Here is a 15,511-nt window from a genome sequence, read left to right as displayed (position 1 = left end):
CCGGGAAGTTGGGCAGCGTGGACAGGTCGTTGCCGAAGCTCGCCGTCTCACTGGTGAACCGGTTCCCGGTCAACTGCATGCCATCACCGGAGTCACCCGCCAACCGGATGACGACGCGGTCCAGCTCGACGACGCTCTTGACGAACGGCACCGTGCCGCCCGCCGCGCTGGTGGGAACGGGCGGGTTGGTCGTGGTCATCAGTGGTGTACCTCCACCGGCCGAGGCTACGTGGCCCCTCGATCGACACGGGCCGTGACGAGAGTCACAGTTCGGGACGGCCGGGCGGACCCGGCACTCCTGATGGGCAACCCCCGCTGTCGGAGCGGCATTCCGTGACCGTCGTCCCACGACCGTGGCGGTCACCCCGGGGAACGGGGCCTCCGTGAGCGCCGTTGACCGGGGCGTGCAGCGCTGGAGCAACGGACTGAAGACCGCGGTCCTCCTCGGTCTCATGGGTGGGCTCATCCTCGCGGCCGGCGCGCTGATCGGCGGGCGCAGCGGCCTGCTCGTGGCCCTCGTGGTGGCCCTGGCGGTGAACGGCTACGCCTACCTCAACAGCGACAAGCTGGCGCTGCGTGCCATGCGCGCCTTCCCCGTCACCGAGACCCAGGCCCCGGCGCTGTACGGGATGGTGCGGGAGCTGGCCACCGCGGCCCGGCAGCCGATGCCCCGGCTCTACGTCAGCCCCACCGACCAGCCCAACGCCTTCGCCACCGGCCGCAACCCCCGCACGGCCGCGGTCTGCGTCACCCAGGGCATCCTCGAGCTGCTCGACCGGCGGCAGCTGCGCGCCGTCCTCGCCCACGAGCTGTCCCACGTCTACAACCGGGACATCCTGATCAGCTCCGTGGCCGGCGCGATGGCGACGGTGGTCACCTACCTGGCCCACATGGCGATGTTCGCGTCGATCTTCGGCGGCCGGGCCGACGACGACCGGGGCGGCGGCAACGCGCTGGGCAGCCTCCTGCTGGTGTTCCTCGGGCCGCTCGCCGCGGGCCTCGTGCAGATGGCGGTCAGCCGCAGCCGTGAGTACCAGGCCGACGCCTCCGGTGCCGCGCTCTCCGCCGACCCCATGGCCCTCGCGGACGCCCTCCGCGCGATCGAGCGGGGGGCGGCCGCCCGGCCGCTGCCGCAGGAGGACCGGCTGGTCACCCAGAGCCACCTGATGATCGCCAACCCGTTCCGCGGTCCCGGCCTGGCGAGCCTGTTCGCGACGCACCCGCCGATGGCCCAGCGCATCGCGCGGCTGGAGCAGATGGCCCGGGAGATCGACCGGCCCTGACGGCGGGCCCTATTGACATTCGATAGGTAACCATCGACCCTCGATCCGGCGCGGGCACCGGGACCCGCGGCTGCGGACGGGGGAGAGGCATGGACGACAACGCCGACGTGCTCGTCGTCGGTGCGGGGCTGGCCGGGCTGCACACGGCCACGCTGCTCGCCCGCCGCGGCCGGGACGTGCTGCTGGTCGAACGCCGGCCCCGCCTGACGGGCGCCATCCGCACCACGGGGATCTTCGTCCGGAAGACCCTCGACGACTTCCCACTGCCGCCCGAGTGCCTCGGGCCGCCGATCCGCCGCGTGGTGCTCTACCCGCCGGGGCTGCGCCGCCCGGTCGACCTGGTCAGCGATCGCGACGAGTACCGGGTCGGCGACATGGCGCCGCTCTACCTGGCGGCAGCCCGCGCCGCGACCGAGGCCGGTGTGCGGCTGTCGCTCGGGACCCGCTATGCGGGCCGGCGGGCCGGCGCCTTCCTCCTCGTCGGCCCGGAGGGGCCGACGACGGTGCGGGCGCGCTTCGTCGTCGGCGCCGACGGGGCCCGCTCCCGGGTCGCCCGCGACCTCGGCCTGGACCGCAACACCGCCCTGCTGGTCGGTGCGGAGGAGGTGTTCGAGGTGCCGGGCAGCGCGGAGCCCCCGACGTTCCACTGCGTGCTCGACCCCTCGCTGGCCCCCGGCTACCTGGCCTGGGTGGTGAACGACGGACGGCACGCCCACGTCGGTGTGGCCGGCTACGCCGACCGCTTCCCCGAGGGCCTGCGCCGGGCGGTGGCCCGGTTCGCCGCCTCCGCGCCCGGCCTGCACGGCGTCGACCGCCCCGAGGAGGTGGAGCGGCGCGGCGGCCCCATCCCCGTCGGCGGCCTGCTGCGCCGGATCGGCGGCGCGGACGGGCTCCTCGTCGGGGACGCGGCCGGTGCGGTGTCGCCGCTCACCGCGGGGGGTCTCGACCCGTGCCTGCGGCTGTCGGAGCTCGCCGCCGACGTCCTGGACGACGCCCTGCGGGCCGGGCGGCCCGACGCCCTGCGCCACTACGACGGCGCGGCCCTGCGGGCCGGCTTCCGCGGCCGGCTCCTCCTGCGTCACGGGCTGGCCCAGGTGCGCACCCCGGGCCTCGCGGCGGCGGCGTTCACCGTGCTCCGCACGCCCCTCGGGCGGGCCGCGGCCCGCCGGGTCCTCTTCGGTGACCGGTCCTTCCCCGGCCCGCGGCCGGAGGAGACGGTCCGCGCTGGTGCCCTGCAGGGCTCCCGCTGATCAGCGGTAGTTGTCGAACTGGAGCGCGACGTCGAGGTCCTTGTTCCGCAGCAGCTGCTGGACCGCCTGCAGGTCGTCACGCTTCTTGCCGGTGACCCGCAGCTGGTCGCCCTGGATCTGCGCCTGCACGCCCTTGGGCCCCTCGTCGCGGATGATCTTGGCGATCTGCTTGGCCTTGTCCGACTCGAGGCCCTGCTTGATCCGGGCGGAGATCTTGTAGGAGCGGCCCGAGGACTGCGGCTCGTCGGCATCGAGGGCCTTGAGGGAGATGCCCCGCTTGACGAGCTTCTCCTTGAAGACGTCGAGCGCGGCGGAGACCCGCTCCTCGGTGTCGGCGCTCAGGCTCACGCCCTCCTCGCCGGCCCAGGCGATGGCGGCGTTCGTGCCGCGGAAGTCGAAGCGCTGGGCGAGCTCCTTGGCGGCCTGGTTGAGGGCGTTGTCGACCTCCTGGCGGTCGACCTTGCTCACCACGTCGAAGGACGAGTCGGCCATCTGGGGGTGCTCCTCTCGGTGCGCCACCCGTCGTCGGGCCCCGGGGGGACACCGGACGGACCGGGTGACGGCGTCTTGTACGCTTCCTCCCCGTACCACCACGGCGGGTTGCCCGAGTGGCCAATGGGAGCGGACTGTAAATCCGTCGGCTTAGCCTACGAAGGTTCAAACCCTCCACCCCCCCCCGATCCGGCACAGGCCCCGGCCCCCGGCGGAGGTGGGGGGCCTGTCGGCGTCTCAGGCGACGGTGGGGGCGCGGGCGCTGGCGACGGCGCTGCGCTCGAGCGGCTCCCCGCCCAGGAACAGCCACCCGAAGGCGATCTCCACCTGCCGGGTGCAGGTGACCGTGACCTCGACGCCGTCGGTCTCGGTCGCCCACGCGTCGAGCCGGCTCCCGCCGTCGGCCAGCTGGTCGGCGACGGCGGCCTGGGTGCTCGCCCGCGTGAGGGGCAGGGCGGTACCCGCGCCCGCCGCGTAGAGCGCTGCCTCGTCGGTCGCGTTCGCCGCCGCGAGGGCCGCGCCGTCGCAGACGGACTGGACCTCCTGCTGCTCGAGGAAGGCGTCGGAGGCCGCGATGGCGCCGAAGGCCATGAGTGCGGCCACCAGCCAGCACACCAGGACCAGCGGCAGCGTCGAGCCCCGCTCGGCAGCCTCTCCTCTCGTCCGCACCGGGGCAGCGTAGGGGGCGTCCCACCTGTCCAGGAGCTGTGGACGCCGGTGGGGGACGGGTGTGGACGGCGCGACGGCCGGGCCGACGACGCGGGGGCGGCCTGTGGACGACGGGGGAACACGCCCGACCGGCGACACGCCAGGCCCCACCCGTCACACTCACCCCGTGGGCCACCCGGATCACGCGTTCGGGTGACCGACCGCCACATTCGGCAACACAGGGTGACGACATAGCGGAACGTCACGCCGTCGTGATCTTCCGTGCTTGCCTCGAATGGGTGACAGGCAGCAATCTCTCCGGCGCGGTCCGTACCGAACGACGCTCTGCCCCCGCGCCTGGGTGACTGCCGCGCTCTTGGAGCAGTCCTTCATGCCTGAGGAGGCGTCATGAACGAGGTCCAGACTTCCGTCCTGTCCCGTGGTAGCCGGTGGAGCCGTGGTAGCCGGTGGAGCCGTGGCAGCCGGTGGAGCCGCGGCAGCCGCTGGAGCTGATCCGGGCCTGACCCCGGTAGGGGGGCGGTCGGCCACGCGTGCCGACTGCCCCCTTGGGGTGGGACGAGGCCTGGGAACGGGCCGGGAGTGACCCGGTTGCCTGTTAGCCTTCCGCCCGCAATCCTCCCACTCCCGAGGAACCGGGTGACCGTGGCCGAACTCGATCCGAGCGCGCCCGCGCGGTGGTCGGCGTTCCGCCAGCCTCCCGTGGTGGCCGCTGTGGTCATCGCTCTCGCGCTGCCCTTCGTCATGCACCTGGCGGGGACGGCGGTGCGACCCGTCGCGCTCTGGGCCGTGCCCGCCTTCTTCGTCGCGTTCCTCGTCGCCGAGTCGCTCACGCTGGCCGTCGAGCTGCGGTCGCACACCATCTCCTGCTCGGTCGCAGAGGCGGTCCTCGTCCTCTCCCTGGTCGAGATGGGCGGCGCCTGGACGGCCGTGGCCTGCGCCGGCGCGATCGGCGCGATCAGTGCGCGGGACCGCCTGCCGGCGGCGAAGATCCTCACCAACGTCGCGATGACCGTCGTCCAGGTCGGGGTCGCCGTCCTCCTCCTGCAGCACCTGCCGGTCGGTGCGATCAGCGACCCGCTGACCTGGCTGAGCTACCTCACGGCGGTCATCCCGGCGACCGCGGTGGGCACGCTGATCATCGTCGGCGCCATCATCGTCACGCAGGGCAACCCCGGCCGCGCCATGCTGGCGGGCCTCTTCGTCCCCGTGCTCGTCGTGTACCCGATCTCGGTGGTCATCGGCCTGGTCGCCGCGCTGGTGCTGGACCGGACGGCGTGGGCCTGGCTGTTGCTGCTCCCGGTCCTGCTGATCCTGGGGCTGCTCTACCGCCGCTTCGCCCGGGTGACCCGTGAGGGCGAGACCCTGCACCGGGTCTACGAGTTCGCCCGGCGCGTGGAGCAGGTCGGCTCCGACGAGGACGGCACCCGGCGGATCGTCGAGGCCGTCAAGGAGCTGCTCAACGCCGACCGCGTGGCGCTGTGGCTGCCGCCCTACCTCGACGAGGGGCCGCGGCTGGTCGTGGCGGCCGACGACGGCCGCAGTTGGTACGACGGGCCCAGCGACCCCGACGACCTCATCCGCCGGCGGGCCACCGACGGCTCGGTGGACGGCCCGGTGCTCGTCTCGCTGGCACGGGCGACCGAGGCCGAGGCCGCCGCCCTCGCCCGGCGCGGCGCCGCGGACCTCCTGGCCGCGCCCGTGGCCACCGCGGCCGGTGAGCCCGGGTACCTGGAGATCTGCGACCGGCGCAGCGACGTCGTCTCCTTCGTGGACGGCGACCGCGCCGCGCTGGACTCGATGCTCACGCACGTCAACGCCGCCATCCGGCAGCAGCAGCTGCTCACCCAGATCCGCTACGACGCCGACCACGACCGGCTCACCGGCCTGCCCAACCGGCAGCGCCTGGCGGTCGAGATCGACCAGCTGCTGGCCGCCGACCCGGTCGCCGGGCGCGCGGGCCTCATCCTGGCCGCTCTCGACAACTACACCGAGGTGACCGACACCCTCGGGCACGCGGCCAGTGACGAGCTGCTGCTGGTGACCGCCGGACTGCTGCGCGAGCACGCCCCGCCGCAGGCGCTGGTGGCGCGCATGGAGGGCGAGCAGTTCGCCGTCCTGCTGCCCGGGCTGTCCCTGGCCGCCACCGAGCGGGCCGCGCGGCGGCTGCGGGAGGCCACCTCCACCCGCGCCCGCGTGGCCGGGCTCGACCTCGAAGTCACGCTCTCCATCGGCGTGGCCGCGGCTCCGGTCCACGGCACCGACGCCGGCACGCTCATGCAGCGGGCCGACGTCGCGCTGCTGGCCGGCTCCGGCTCCAGCGGCGTGGCCAGCTACCACCCGGTGCTCGACCAGCAGAGCCTGCGCCGCCTGCAGCTGGGCACCGAGCTCGAGCTGGCGATGGCCGAGGGGCAGATCAGCGTCGTCTTCCAGCCGATCATCGACGCCCGCACCTCCGACATCGTGTCGGTCGAGACGCTGGTCCGGTGGGCCCATCCGCGCTACGGCGCGATCGCCCCCGACGACTTCATCCACCTGGCCGAGCAGATCGGCCGCATCGGCCTGCTCACCGACCACGTGCTGGACCTGGCCCTGGCGCGCTGCCGCAAGTGGCTGGACCAGGACATCGCGTTGTGCGTAGCCGTCAACCTCTCCGCGCGCTGCCTGACCGAGCCGGACCTGGTCGACCGGGTCCGGCGGGCGCTGCGGCGGCACGGCGTCCCGGGGGAGCTGCTCACCTTGGAGCTCACCGAGGGCAGCGTCGTCGACGACTCGGTGCGCAGCAGCACGGTGCTGGCCGACCTGCACGCCCTGGGCCTGCGGCTGTCGATGGACGACTTCGGCACCGGCTACTCGTCGCTGTCCCAGCTGCGCCAGCTGCCCATCGACGAGGTGAAGATCGACAAGTCCTTCGTGCTGGGGATGTCCACCAGCCAGGGCGAGTCGTTCATCGCCCGGTCGATCATCGAGCTGGCGCACAACCTGGGCCTGCGCGTGGTGGCCGAGGGCGTCGAGGACGAGCTCACCCGCAACCTGCTGGCCGAGATGGGCTGCGACAAGCTGCAGGGCTTCCTGGTCAGCCGCCCGCTGCCCGACGAGCGGCTGGAGAGCTGGATCCTGGCGCGCACCGGCGTCCGCTCGGCCGCTCCCGGTGCGCCGCACCGCCGGCTGTTCGTCCGCACCTGAGAAGGACCTCCCTGCCCCCACCGCTCGCAGGCTCGCCGGGGGGCCCCTGCAGGGAGGCTGAAGGCGTCGGGTACAGTTCTCGACGGCTCCGGCCACCGCCCCTTTAGCTCAGTCGGCAGAGCGTCTCCATGGTAAGGAGAAGGTCTACGGTTCGATTCCGTAAAGGGGCTCCGACCGACCGGTCCTGTCGCGAGACCGGGCCGCACGGTCCTCCCGGCGGTGTAGCTCAGCCAGGCAGAGCAAGCGGCTCATAATCGCTGTGTCACCGGTTCAAATCCGGTCACCGCTACTCTCGACGGACCCCGCACCTCGGGGTCCGTCGGCGTGTTGCAGCACCGTGCGGGCACCCGTCCGCGCGCACCGGGCCCGGCGGGCCCGTCCCGACAAGGCGAGGAGCCTCCATGGCAGCCACCGACGTCCGTCCGAAGATCACCCTGGCCTGCCAGGAGTGCAAGAACCGCAACTACATCACCCGCAAGAACCGGCGCAACGACCCCGACCGGCTCGAGCTGAAGAAGTACTGCCCGAAGGACCGCAAGCACACGGTCCACCGCGAGACCCGCTGACCCAGCGGTCCACGCGGCAGGGAGGGCGGGAGCATGGCGCTTGATCCGACACTAGTCGGGCGCAGCTACCCGCCCTCCGCCGTCTACGAGGTCGGCCGGCAGAAGATCGCCGAGTTCGCCGCCGCGATCGGTGCGACCGACGCGGTGCACCGGGACGCCGGCGCCGCCCGCGCCGTCGGGCACCCCGACGTCATCGCCCCGCCGACGTTCGCCATCGCGCTGACCCTCTCGGCGGCCGGCGTCGTCGTGGAGGACCCCGACGTCGCCCTCGACTACAGCCGCGTGGTGCACGGCGAGCAGCGGTTCACCCACCACCGGCCGATCCGCGCCGGAGACCGGCTGGTCGCCACCCCGACCATCGAGGCGGTGCGCAGCGTGGCCGGCAACGACCTGCTCACCACGCGGGTCGACGTCGCCACCGAGGACGGCGAGCCGGTGTGCTCGGCCACGTCGATGCTCGTGGCCCGGGGGACCGCGTGAGCGCAGCCGTGCGGGCCGCCGACGTCACCGTCGGCACCGAGCTGCCCGAGCAGACCTACCGTGTCACGCGCGCCGACCTGGTCCGCTACGCCGGCGCCTCGGGCGACTTCAACCCCATCCACTGGAACGAGCGGGTGGCCACCGAGGTCGGCCTGCCCGGGGTGATCGCCCACGGGATGTTCACGATGGCCCTGGCCGCCCGCGCGGTCAGCGCGTGGGCCGGGGACCCCGGAGCCCTCGTCGAGTACCACGTGCGCTTCGGCCGCCCGGTCGTCGTCCCCGACGACGACGCCGGTGCCGAGGTCGTCGTCCGCGGCAAGGTGGGCGCGCTGGGCGAGGACGGCCGCGCCCGCGTCGACCTCACGGTCACCAGCGCCGGCGAGAAGGTGCTCTCCCTGGCGCGCGCCACCGTCCAGCTCGCGTGAGGGCGGAGCGGCGGGGCTCCCTGTTCCTCGCCGCCGTCCTGCTCCTGCCCGGGTGCGGGGCCTCGTTCGTCGACACCCTCGCCGCCGAGGACAGCGCCGCGTCGCCGGCGCCGCCAGGGGAGACCCCGGCCCCGGGTGGCTGCGGTGAGCGCGCCGAGCCCGACCCCGACCGGCCGGTCGTCGAGCTGGACTTCCGCCTCGAGGACGACCTGCGCACGGTCGGCGGGACCGAGCGCGTCGTCTTCACCCCCGACCGGCCCACCGACGAGCTGGTGTTCCGGCTGGTGCCCAACGACCCCGGCGCCGCGGCCACCGGCAACCGCCTCGACGTCACCGACGCCCGGGGCGACCGCGTCGCCGGCAGCGGCTACGAGGACGCCGGTGCCGAGGGCCCCGGCGGCCTCTACGTCGTCCGGCTGGACGGCGAGCTGGCGGCCGGGGAGTCCACCGAGGTCGAGCTGGACTTCACGCTGGCGCTGGGCAGGGGCGGCTTCGAGCGGGTCGGCGCCGCGGAGGGCGCCTCCTGGTGGGCCAGCGGTGCGCCGCTGCTCGCCTGGGAACCCGGTGTCGGGTGGGCCCGTGACCCGTTCGTCGGCATCCTCGGCGAGACGGCCGCCAGCCCGGTCGCCGACACCCGCATCCGGGTCTCGGCGCCCGAGGAGCTCACCGTGCTCATGACTGGCGACCAGGACGAGCCCTCCGCCGTCCGGGACGGGCGCCGCACGTGGACGTCGACCGAGCCCGTCGCCCGCGACGTCAGCGTGGCCGTGGGCCGGTTCGCGACCGCGACGGCGACCACCGACGACGGGATCGAGGTCACCACCGGCGTGCTGCCCGGTGCGGACGTCCCCGCCGAGCGGCTGGCCGACTGGGCGGTCACGGCGATCGGCGACCTCGAGGAGCGCTTCGGCCCGTTCCCGTACCGGACGCTCACCGTTCCATTGCTCCCCGACTCCGGCGGCGGCATCGAGTACCCGAGCTCGATCCTGCTGGCCGGCGCGGACGAGCTGGTGCTGCTGCACGAGGTCGCCCACATGTGGTTCTACGGGATGGTCGGCGACTCGCAGTTCCGCGATCCGTGGCTGGACGAGGCGTTCGCCAGCTACGCGGAGTCGGTGGCCTTCCCGGCCCGGGACGGCGCGCTCGCACTCCCCGGCGACGTCGGGTCGGCGATGGACGAGTTCCCCGACACCGACGCCTACTTCGCGCGGGTCTACGGCAAGGGCGGGGCCGCGCTGCGAGCCGCCCGGGAGGCGGCCGGAGCCGACGCGTTCGACGCCGCCCTGCGCTGCTACGTGGACGCCAACGCCTGGACCATCGCCACCCCCGAGGACGTCGCCCGCGCCCTGGCCGACCTGCCCGCCGCCCTCGACGTCCTCCTGGACGCCGGTGCCCTCCACGAGGACGACCTGCCCCGCTGAGGCCGGCGGGGGCCTCCTCAGCCGGCGGAGGCCTCCTCAGCCGGCGGAGCCGAGCAGGCGCTGCATCCGCTGCACGCCCTCGACGAGGTCGTCGTCGCCGAGCGCGTAGGACATCCGCAGGTAGCCGGGGGTGCCGAACGCCTCCCCCGGGACGACCGCGACCTCGGCCTCCTCGAGGATGATCTCGGCCAGCTGCACGCTGTCGGCCGCCGTCCGGCCGGCGATCGGGCGGCCGAGCAGCGCCTTGACCGAGGGGTAGACGTAGAAGGCGCCCTGCGGCTCCGGGCAGGCGACCCCCGGGATCTCGCGCAGCATCGACACGATCGTCCGGCGGCGCCGGTCGAAGGCCTCGCGCATGGTCGCCACCGCCGCGAGGTCGCCGGTGAGGGCGGCGATCGCGGCCGCCTGGGACACGTTGGCGACGTTCGACGTGGCGTGCGACTGGAGGTTCGTGGCGGCCTTGACCACGTCGGCCGGGCCCACGATCCAGCCGACCCGCCAGCCGGTCATCGCGTAGGTCTTGGCCACCCCGTTGACGACGACGCACTGGTCGGCGAGCTCGGGGACCAGCACGGGCATCGAGGGGGCGGTGGCGCCGTCGTAGGTGAGGTGCTCGTAGATCTCGTCGGTGAGCACCCAGATGCCGTTGTCCAGCGCCCAGCGGCCGATCTCCTCGACCACCTCCGGCGGGTACACCGCACCGGTCGGGTTGGACGGCGAGCAGAACAGCAGCACCTTCGTCCGGGGCGTCCGGGCCGCCTCCAGCTGGGCGACCGACACCAGGTAGCCGCTCTGCTCGTCGGCCACCACCGGCACCGGCACGCCGCCGGCCAGGGCGATCGCCTCGGGGTAGGTCGTCCAGTACGGGGCGGGCAGGAGGACCTCGTCGCCCGGGTCGAGCATCGTGGCGAACGCCTCGTAGACGGCTTGCTTGCCGCCGTTGGTGACCAGCACGTCGGCCGGCGTCACCTGCAGGCCCGAGTCGCGGGCGGTCTTCGCGACGATCGCCTCCTTGAGCGCCGGCAGCCCGCCCGCGGGGGTGTACCGGTGCATCGCCGGCTGCGAGCAGGCGGCCACGGCCGCCGCCACGATGTAGTCCGGCGTCGGGAAGTCCGGCTCGCCGGCGCCGAAGCCGATGACGGGCTTGCCGGCGGCCTTGAGCGCCTTCGCCTTGGCGTCGACCGCGAGGGTCGCGGACTCGGCGATCGCCGCGATGCGGCGCGAGACGCGACGCTGCACGGGCGGCAGCTCGGGGGAGGAGGCGGCGGGCTCCGGAGAGGAGACGGCGGTGGGGTGGGCGGCCATGACGTCATCGTGTCAAAGGGCGGCGCTTCCGGTCGCCTCCGTTGGGCGTCCCGGTCGCCGGGCGGGCGAGCTCGTCGGGTGCGCGCCCGCCACCCCGTCGGGTGCGCGTTGGCTGCCGGGCCCGGCGGTCCCGTACACTGGCTGTCCTGGGGCAGGTGGCCCCGCCACCGGCGTGCCCCGGATCCCCTGCGGGGCCCGGTGTCGCCCGGAGCGGGCATCCGGTCCAGGACGGCCCGGTCCCGGGTCTCGCCCCGAGTTCGCGACGGGCGGGGCGGACGGGGTCCGCCAAGGGGTGTAGCTCAATTGGCAGAGCAGCGGTCTCCAAAACCGCAGGCTGCAGGTTCAAGTCCTGTCACCCCTGCCCGTGCCGCCGGTCCTCCGGCCGGTGACGCGCACCACCCGCAGGACGGCACCACCCGGACAGACGGCCAGAGAGCAGCGGCCACCCACCACCGAACGAGCGAGGCGCAGTGAGCGACGAGAAGCCGGCACGCGAGGACGACCCTCGCGCCGCCTCCGACGCCGACCTCACCGACGAGCAGCTCGACGCCGAGGCGCCGGGCGTCGAGGACGCCGCCGAGCTCGAGGCCGCTGAGGCCGAGATCGCGGCGGAGGCCGAGGCCGACGAGGACAAGGTGGTGGCCGCCCGCAACACCGGGGCCCGCCGCGGAGGCCGGATCACCGCCGGCGACGACGAGGACGACGACGAGCCGGTGGCCCCGCGCACCCGGCGTGCCGCTCGTGAGCGGACCGACGCCCGCCCGGCCGGCCGGTCCGCCGACGGTGCGGGCACCCGGTCCCGCGCCGCGGCGGAGAAGGCCCGGGCCGACGAGGTCCGCCAGCGCCGCAGCCTGCGCCGGTTCCTCCGCGAGGTCGTCGCCGAGCTGCGCAAGGTCATCTGGCCGGGGCGACGCGAGCTGATCACCTACACGACCGTCGTGATCGTCTTCGTGGCCTTCATGGTCGCGCTGGTGGCCGGCCTGGACATCCTCTTCAGCGCGGGTGTGCTCGCCGTCTTCGGCTGAGCCCCACCACCCGCCCCCACCACACGACGCGACGAGGAAGAGACACCGTGACCGACCCCCGCGAGCCCTTCGACACCGACAGCGCCGTCGAGGGGATCGACCTCGACGACGACCGCTTCGACGTGCGCGGCAGCGTGGACCTGGAGACCGGCGTCGGCGAGACCGGCGCTGCCGAGGGCTCCTCCGACACCGCCGACCAGGACGCGCTGACCGGTGTCGCCGACGCGACCCCCGACGTGGAGTCCGGCGACACCGACAGCCTGGTGAGCGACCCCCTGGCCGCCCCGGCGCCCTCCTCCGACCTGACGGAGGAGGAGGACGAGGACCCGGTCGAGGCGCTGCGCAAGGCGCTGCGGATCGCCCCCGGCGACTGGTACGTCGTGCACTCCTACGCGGGCTACGAGAACAAGGTGAAGACCAACCTCGAGTCCCGCATCCAGTCGCTGGACATGGAGGACTACATCTACCAGATCGAGGTGCCCACCGAGGAGGTCACCGAGATCAAGAACGGCAAGCGCACCCAGGTCAACCGGAAGGTCTTCCCGGGGTACCTGCTGGTCCGGATGGAGCTCAACGACGAGTCCTGGGGTGCCGTGCGCAACACCCCCGGGGTGACCGGCTTCGTCGGCGCCACGTCCCGGCCCTCCCCGCTGACCCTCGACGAGGTCGTCAAGATCCTGGCGCCGGCCACGACGCCGCAGGTCGCGAAGACGGCCGACGCCCCCGCCGCGGCCGCCGCCGCGCCGGTCGCCGTCGTCGACTTCGAGGTCGGGGAGTCGGTGACGGTCATGGACGGACCGTTCGCCACGCTGCCGGCCACGATCAACGAGATCAACGCCGAGCAGCAGAAGCTCCAGGTGCTCGTCTCCATCTTCGGCCGGGAGACGCCGGTCGAGCTGTCGTTCAACCAGGTCCAGAAGCTCTAGTCGAAGGACCCCGGTGCCCCCCAGCCCTCGCTCCGCTCGGGCCGGGACCCTGCACCGGGGCCGTTCCACCCCGTCACCGAGAAGGAAGTCATGCCCCCCAGGAAGCGGTTGACCGCGGTCATCAAGCTCCAGATCAACGCCGGTGCGGCCACGCCCGCCCCGCCCGTGGGTCCGGCGCTCGGCCAGCACGGCGTCAACATCATGGAGTTCTGCAAGGCCTACAACGCCGCCACGGAGTCGCAGCGCGGCAACGTGGTCCCGGTCGAGATCTCGGTCTACGAGGACCGCTCGTTCACCTTCGTCACCAAGACCCCGCCGGCGGCGCGCATGCTGCTCAAGGCGGCCGGTGTGGAGAAGGGTTCCGGCGAGCCGCACAAGACCAAGGTCGCCACCGTGACGCGCGACCAGGTCCGCGAGATCGCCCAGACCAAGATGGCCGACCTCAACGCCAACTCCCTCGACGAGGCCGAGAAGATCATCGCCGGCACCGCCCGGTCGATGGGCATCACCGTCCAGTAACGACCTCGTTCCGAGGCTCGCCCCGAGCTCGCGAGGGGTGAGCAGAACGAGGTCCTTCATCACGTCACCCGTGGGAGGGCCTGCGCCAGGCCCGCGCACCACACGACTCCCGGCCACGCGCCGGGGGAGAGGACACACCATGGCGAAGCACGGCAAGAAGTTCCGCGAGGCGGCCGCGAAGGTCGACCGCGAGCAGCTGTACACCCCGCTGCAGGCGGCCGCCCTGGCCAAGGAGACGTCGACGACGTCCTACGACGCCACCGTCGAGGTGGCCATGCGGCTGGGCGTCGACCCCCGCAAGGCCGACCAGATGGTCCGCGGCACGGTGAACCTGCCGCACGGCACCGGCAAGACCGCCCGCGTCATCGTCTTCGCGACCGGTGACAAGGCCGCCGAGGCCGAGGCCGCCGGCGCCGACGTCGTCGGCTCGGACGACCTGATCGAGCGCATCCAGGGCGGCTTCCTTGACTTCGACGCGGCGATCGCCACCCCCGACCAGATGGCCAAGGTCGGCCGGATCGCCCGCATCCTCGGCCCCCGCGGCCTGATGCCGAACCCGAAGACGGGCACGGTGACCCCCGACGTCACCAAGGCCGTCAACGACATCAAGGGCGGGAAGATCAACTTCCGCGTCGACAAGCAGGCCAACCTGCACCTGGTCATCGGCAAGACGTCGTTCGACGGCACCAAGCTGGTGGAGAACTACGCCGCGGCGCTCGACGAGGTGCTGCGCGCCAAGCCGGCCGCGGCCAAGGGCCGGTACGTCAAGAAGGTCACCATCTCCACGACCATGGGCCCGGGCATCCCGGTGGACCCGAACCGGACCCGCAACCTCACGGTGGACGAGCCCAGCGTCTGAGCGACAGCCCCGGGAGCATCGCAGCGAGGAACGAGCGAGGAGCGGACCGGGGCGCGGAGCTCGACCATGGGCACCGCCTGAAGGAGGACCTCCTCGCCCCCCACCGCTCGCTGACGCTCGCGGCGGGGCCCTGCGAGGAGGCCGGGCTGCTCCAGCACGTCACCTGGGCCCCGCAGCGCAGACGCGCGGCGGGGCCCTCGTGCGTCCGCGACCTGGTTCCCGCGAGGGTGACGACGGCGACAGCGGCGTCCGGCGGGGGTGGCGTATGCTCGTCGACGTTCCCCCCAAGACCGCTGGTCGTCGCACGTCCGCGTGCGATCGAAGGTCCCGGATCCCGGGCGACCCGCGCAGGAGGACGGTTCGATCGACGGACGCCCTGCGTCCCTCCCTCGCCCCGTGCGCCCTGCGCCGGGGCGTTCCTCGTCTCCGGGGCCGGTGATCGCCCGCCGTCGTGCACCGGCCGGTGGTCGCCCGACAGACGAGAGGAGGCCCATGCCCACGCAGGCGAAGGCCGCGGTGATCGACGAGATCACCGAGCGGTTCCAGTCGTCCAGCGCGGCGGTGCTCACCGAGTACCGCGGGCTGACCGTGGCCCAGCTGACCCAGCTGCGCCGATCCCTCGGTGAGGGCAGCAGCTACGCCGTCGTCAAGAACACCCTGACGAAGCGGGCCGCGGAGCAGGTCGGGTTCTCCGACCTGGCGCCGCTGCTCAACGGGCCCACCGCGATCGCCTTCATCGAGGGCGACCCGGTGACCGCGGCCAAGGCCATCCGTGACTTCGCGCGCGCCAACCCGCTGCTCGTCGTCAAGGGCGGCGTGGTCGAGGGCCGCACCGTCGATGCCGGCGAGGTCACCGCGCTCGCCGACGTCGAGCCCCGCGAGGTCCTGCTGGCCAAGCTGGCCGGCGCGATGAAGGGCAACCTCACCAAGGCCGCGGGTCTGTTCCAGGCCCCGCTGTCCCAGGTCGCCCGCCTCGCCGCCGCGCTGCAGGAGAAGAAGGAGTCCGCCGAGGGCTCCGCTGCTCCGGCCGCCGGCGACGACGCCGCTGCTGCTGACACCACCACCCCCGACGCTGTCGCCGCGGACGCCGCGGCCAGCACCGACTGAC

General features: G+C 73.5%; 15 protein-coding genes, 4 tRNA genes and 1 pseudogene. 16 read left to right on the top strand and 4 right to left on the bottom strand.

Going from position 1 to position 15,511, the window contains the following annotated elements:
- Window positions 1-199: pseudogene (locus PGN05_RS08495) on the bottom strand (2-oxoglutarate ferredoxin oxidoreductase subunit alpha); the annotation flags it as partial.
- Window positions 200-383: 184 nt separating this feature from the next.
- Here PGN05_RS08495 and htpX point away from each other — a divergent pair.
- Both htpX and PGN05_RS08485 read left to right on the top strand, forming a co-directional pair.
- Window positions 384-1,283: a zinc metalloprotease HtpX gene (htpX, locus tag PGN05_RS08490; RefSeq protein ID WP_419752091.1), complete on the top strand. Its 900-nt coding sequence runs from the start codon at window positions 384-386 to the stop codon at window positions 1,281-1,283.
- An 89-nt stretch (window positions 1,284-1,372) separates the two neighbouring features.
- Window positions 1,373-2,533 (top strand): FAD-dependent oxidoreductase, encoded by a 1,161-nt coding sequence (locus tag PGN05_RS08485; RefSeq protein ID WP_419752090.1) that lies wholly within the window; start codon window positions 1,373-1,375, stop codon window positions 2,531-2,533.
- On the opposite strand, the gene PGN05_RS08480 is transcribed toward PGN05_RS08485, so the two are convergent.
- Window positions 2,534-3,025: a YajQ family cyclic di-GMP-binding protein gene (locus PGN05_RS08480; protein WP_419752089.1), complete on the bottom strand. Its 492-nt coding sequence runs from the start codon at window positions 3,023-3,025 to the stop codon at window positions 2,534-2,536.
- Window positions 3,026-3,127: 102 nt separating this feature from the next.
- On the opposite strand from PGN05_RS08480, the gene PGN05_RS08475 reads away from it, so the two are divergent.
- Window positions 3,128-3,209, top strand: a tRNA-Tyr gene (locus tag PGN05_RS08475).
- 53 nt (window positions 3,210-3,262) lie between these two features.
- Here the strand turns inward: PGN05_RS08475 and PGN05_RS08470 are convergent.
- Window positions 3,263-3,694: a pilus assembly protein TadG-related protein gene (locus PGN05_RS08470; RefSeq protein ID WP_419752088.1), complete on the bottom strand. Its 432-nt coding sequence runs from the start codon at window positions 3,692-3,694 to the stop codon at window positions 3,263-3,265.
- Window positions 3,695-4,396: 702 nt separating this feature from the next.
- Between PGN05_RS08470 and PGN05_RS08465 the strand changes: the two genes are divergently transcribed.
- The 7 genes from PGN05_RS08465 (at window position 4,397) to PGN05_RS08435 (ending at window position 9,769) form a co-directional block, all read left to right on the top strand.
- Window positions 4,397-6,877 carry a putative bifunctional diguanylate cyclase/phosphodiesterase gene (locus tag PGN05_RS08465; RefSeq protein ID WP_419752087.1) on the top strand — a complete coding sequence of 827 codons (2,481 nt, stop codon included), beginning with the start codon at window positions 4,397-4,399 and terminating at the stop codon, window positions 6,875-6,877.
- A 97-nt stretch (window positions 6,878-6,974) separates the two neighbouring features.
- Window positions 6,975-7,047, top strand: a tRNA-Thr gene (locus tag PGN05_RS08460).
- A 45-nt stretch (window positions 7,048-7,092) separates the two neighbouring features.
- Window positions 7,093-7,166 (top strand) — tRNA-Met (locus PGN05_RS08455).
- Window positions 7,167-7,278: 112 nt separating this feature from the next.
- Entirely contained in the window at window positions 7,279-7,443 is a 165-nt protein-coding gene (gene rpmG / locus PGN05_RS08450) for a 50S ribosomal protein L33 (RefSeq protein WP_106275304.1), read from the top strand.
- A gap of 33 nt (window positions 7,444-7,476) precedes the next feature.
- Complete coding sequence (locus tag PGN05_RS08445) at window positions 7,477-7,923, top strand: FAS1-like dehydratase domain-containing protein (protein WP_419752086.1); 447 nt, start codon at window positions 7,477-7,479, stop codon at window positions 7,921-7,923.
- A complete protein-coding gene (locus PGN05_RS08440; RefSeq protein WP_419752085.1) occupies window positions 7,920-8,348 on the top strand; it encodes a MaoC/PaaZ C-terminal domain-containing protein in 429 nt (142 codons plus the stop codon). Before PGN05_RS08445 ends, PGN05_RS08440 begins: the two co-directional genes overlap by 4 nt.
- Window positions 8,345-9,769, top strand: coding sequence for a peptidase M1 (locus PGN05_RS08435; protein ID WP_419752084.1), 1,425 nt, complete (start codon window positions 8,345-8,347; stop codon window positions 9,767-9,769). The genes PGN05_RS08440 and PGN05_RS08435 overlap by 4 nt, the downstream gene beginning before the upstream one ends.
- A 36-nt stretch (window positions 9,770-9,805) precedes the next feature.
- Here the strand turns inward: PGN05_RS08435 and PGN05_RS08430 are convergent, their stop codons facing one another.
- On the bottom strand, window positions 9,806-11,074 hold the full coding sequence (locus PGN05_RS08430; RefSeq protein ID WP_419752083.1) for a pyridoxal phosphate-dependent aminotransferase: 1,269 nt from the start codon (window positions 11,072-11,074) through the stop codon (window positions 9,806-9,808).
- Between the two features lie 288 nt (window positions 11,075-11,362).
- Here PGN05_RS08430 and PGN05_RS08425 point away from each other — a divergent pair.
- From PGN05_RS08425 to rplJ, 6 genes are all read left to right on the top strand, one after another.
- A tRNA-Trp gene (locus tag PGN05_RS08425) sits at window positions 11,363-11,435 on the top strand.
- Between the two features lie 109 nt (window positions 11,436-11,544).
- Window positions 11,545-12,099, top strand: coding sequence for a preprotein translocase subunit SecE (secE, locus tag PGN05_RS08420; protein ID WP_419752082.1), 555 nt, complete (start codon window positions 11,545-11,547; stop codon window positions 12,097-12,099).
- A gap of 47 nt (window positions 12,100-12,146) precedes the next feature.
- Window positions 12,147-13,025 carry a transcription termination/antitermination protein NusG gene (gene nusG / locus PGN05_RS08415; protein WP_419752081.1) on the top strand — a complete coding sequence of 293 codons (879 nt, stop codon included), beginning with the start codon at window positions 12,147-12,149 and terminating at the stop codon, window positions 13,023-13,025.
- A 90-nt stretch (window positions 13,026-13,115) separates the two neighbouring features.
- Window positions 13,116-13,544, top strand: coding sequence for a 50S ribosomal protein L11 (gene rplK / locus PGN05_RS08410; RefSeq protein ID WP_097205660.1), 429 nt, complete (start codon window positions 13,116-13,118; stop codon window positions 13,542-13,544).
- A 139-nt stretch (window positions 13,545-13,683) separates the two neighbouring features.
- Complete coding sequence (rplA, locus tag PGN05_RS08405) at window positions 13,684-14,403, top strand: 50S ribosomal protein L1 (RefSeq protein WP_419752080.1); 720 nt, start codon at window positions 13,684-13,686, stop codon at window positions 14,401-14,403.
- Window positions 14,404-14,895: 492 nt separating this feature from the next.
- Window positions 14,896-15,510 (top strand): 50S ribosomal protein L10, encoded by a 615-nt coding sequence (gene rplJ, locus PGN05_RS08400; RefSeq protein ID WP_419752079.1) that lies wholly within the window; start codon window positions 14,896-14,898, stop codon window positions 15,508-15,510.
- Window position 15,511: the final 1 nt, after the last annotated feature.

Origin of the sequence: Geodermatophilus sp. CPCC 206100, from assembly GCF_048569675.1 — a bacterium.
GTDB lineage: Bacteria > Actinomycetota > Actinomycetes > Mycobacteriales > Geodermatophilaceae > Geodermatophilus.
This window is presented reverse-complemented; position numbering and strand designations above follow the sequence as displayed.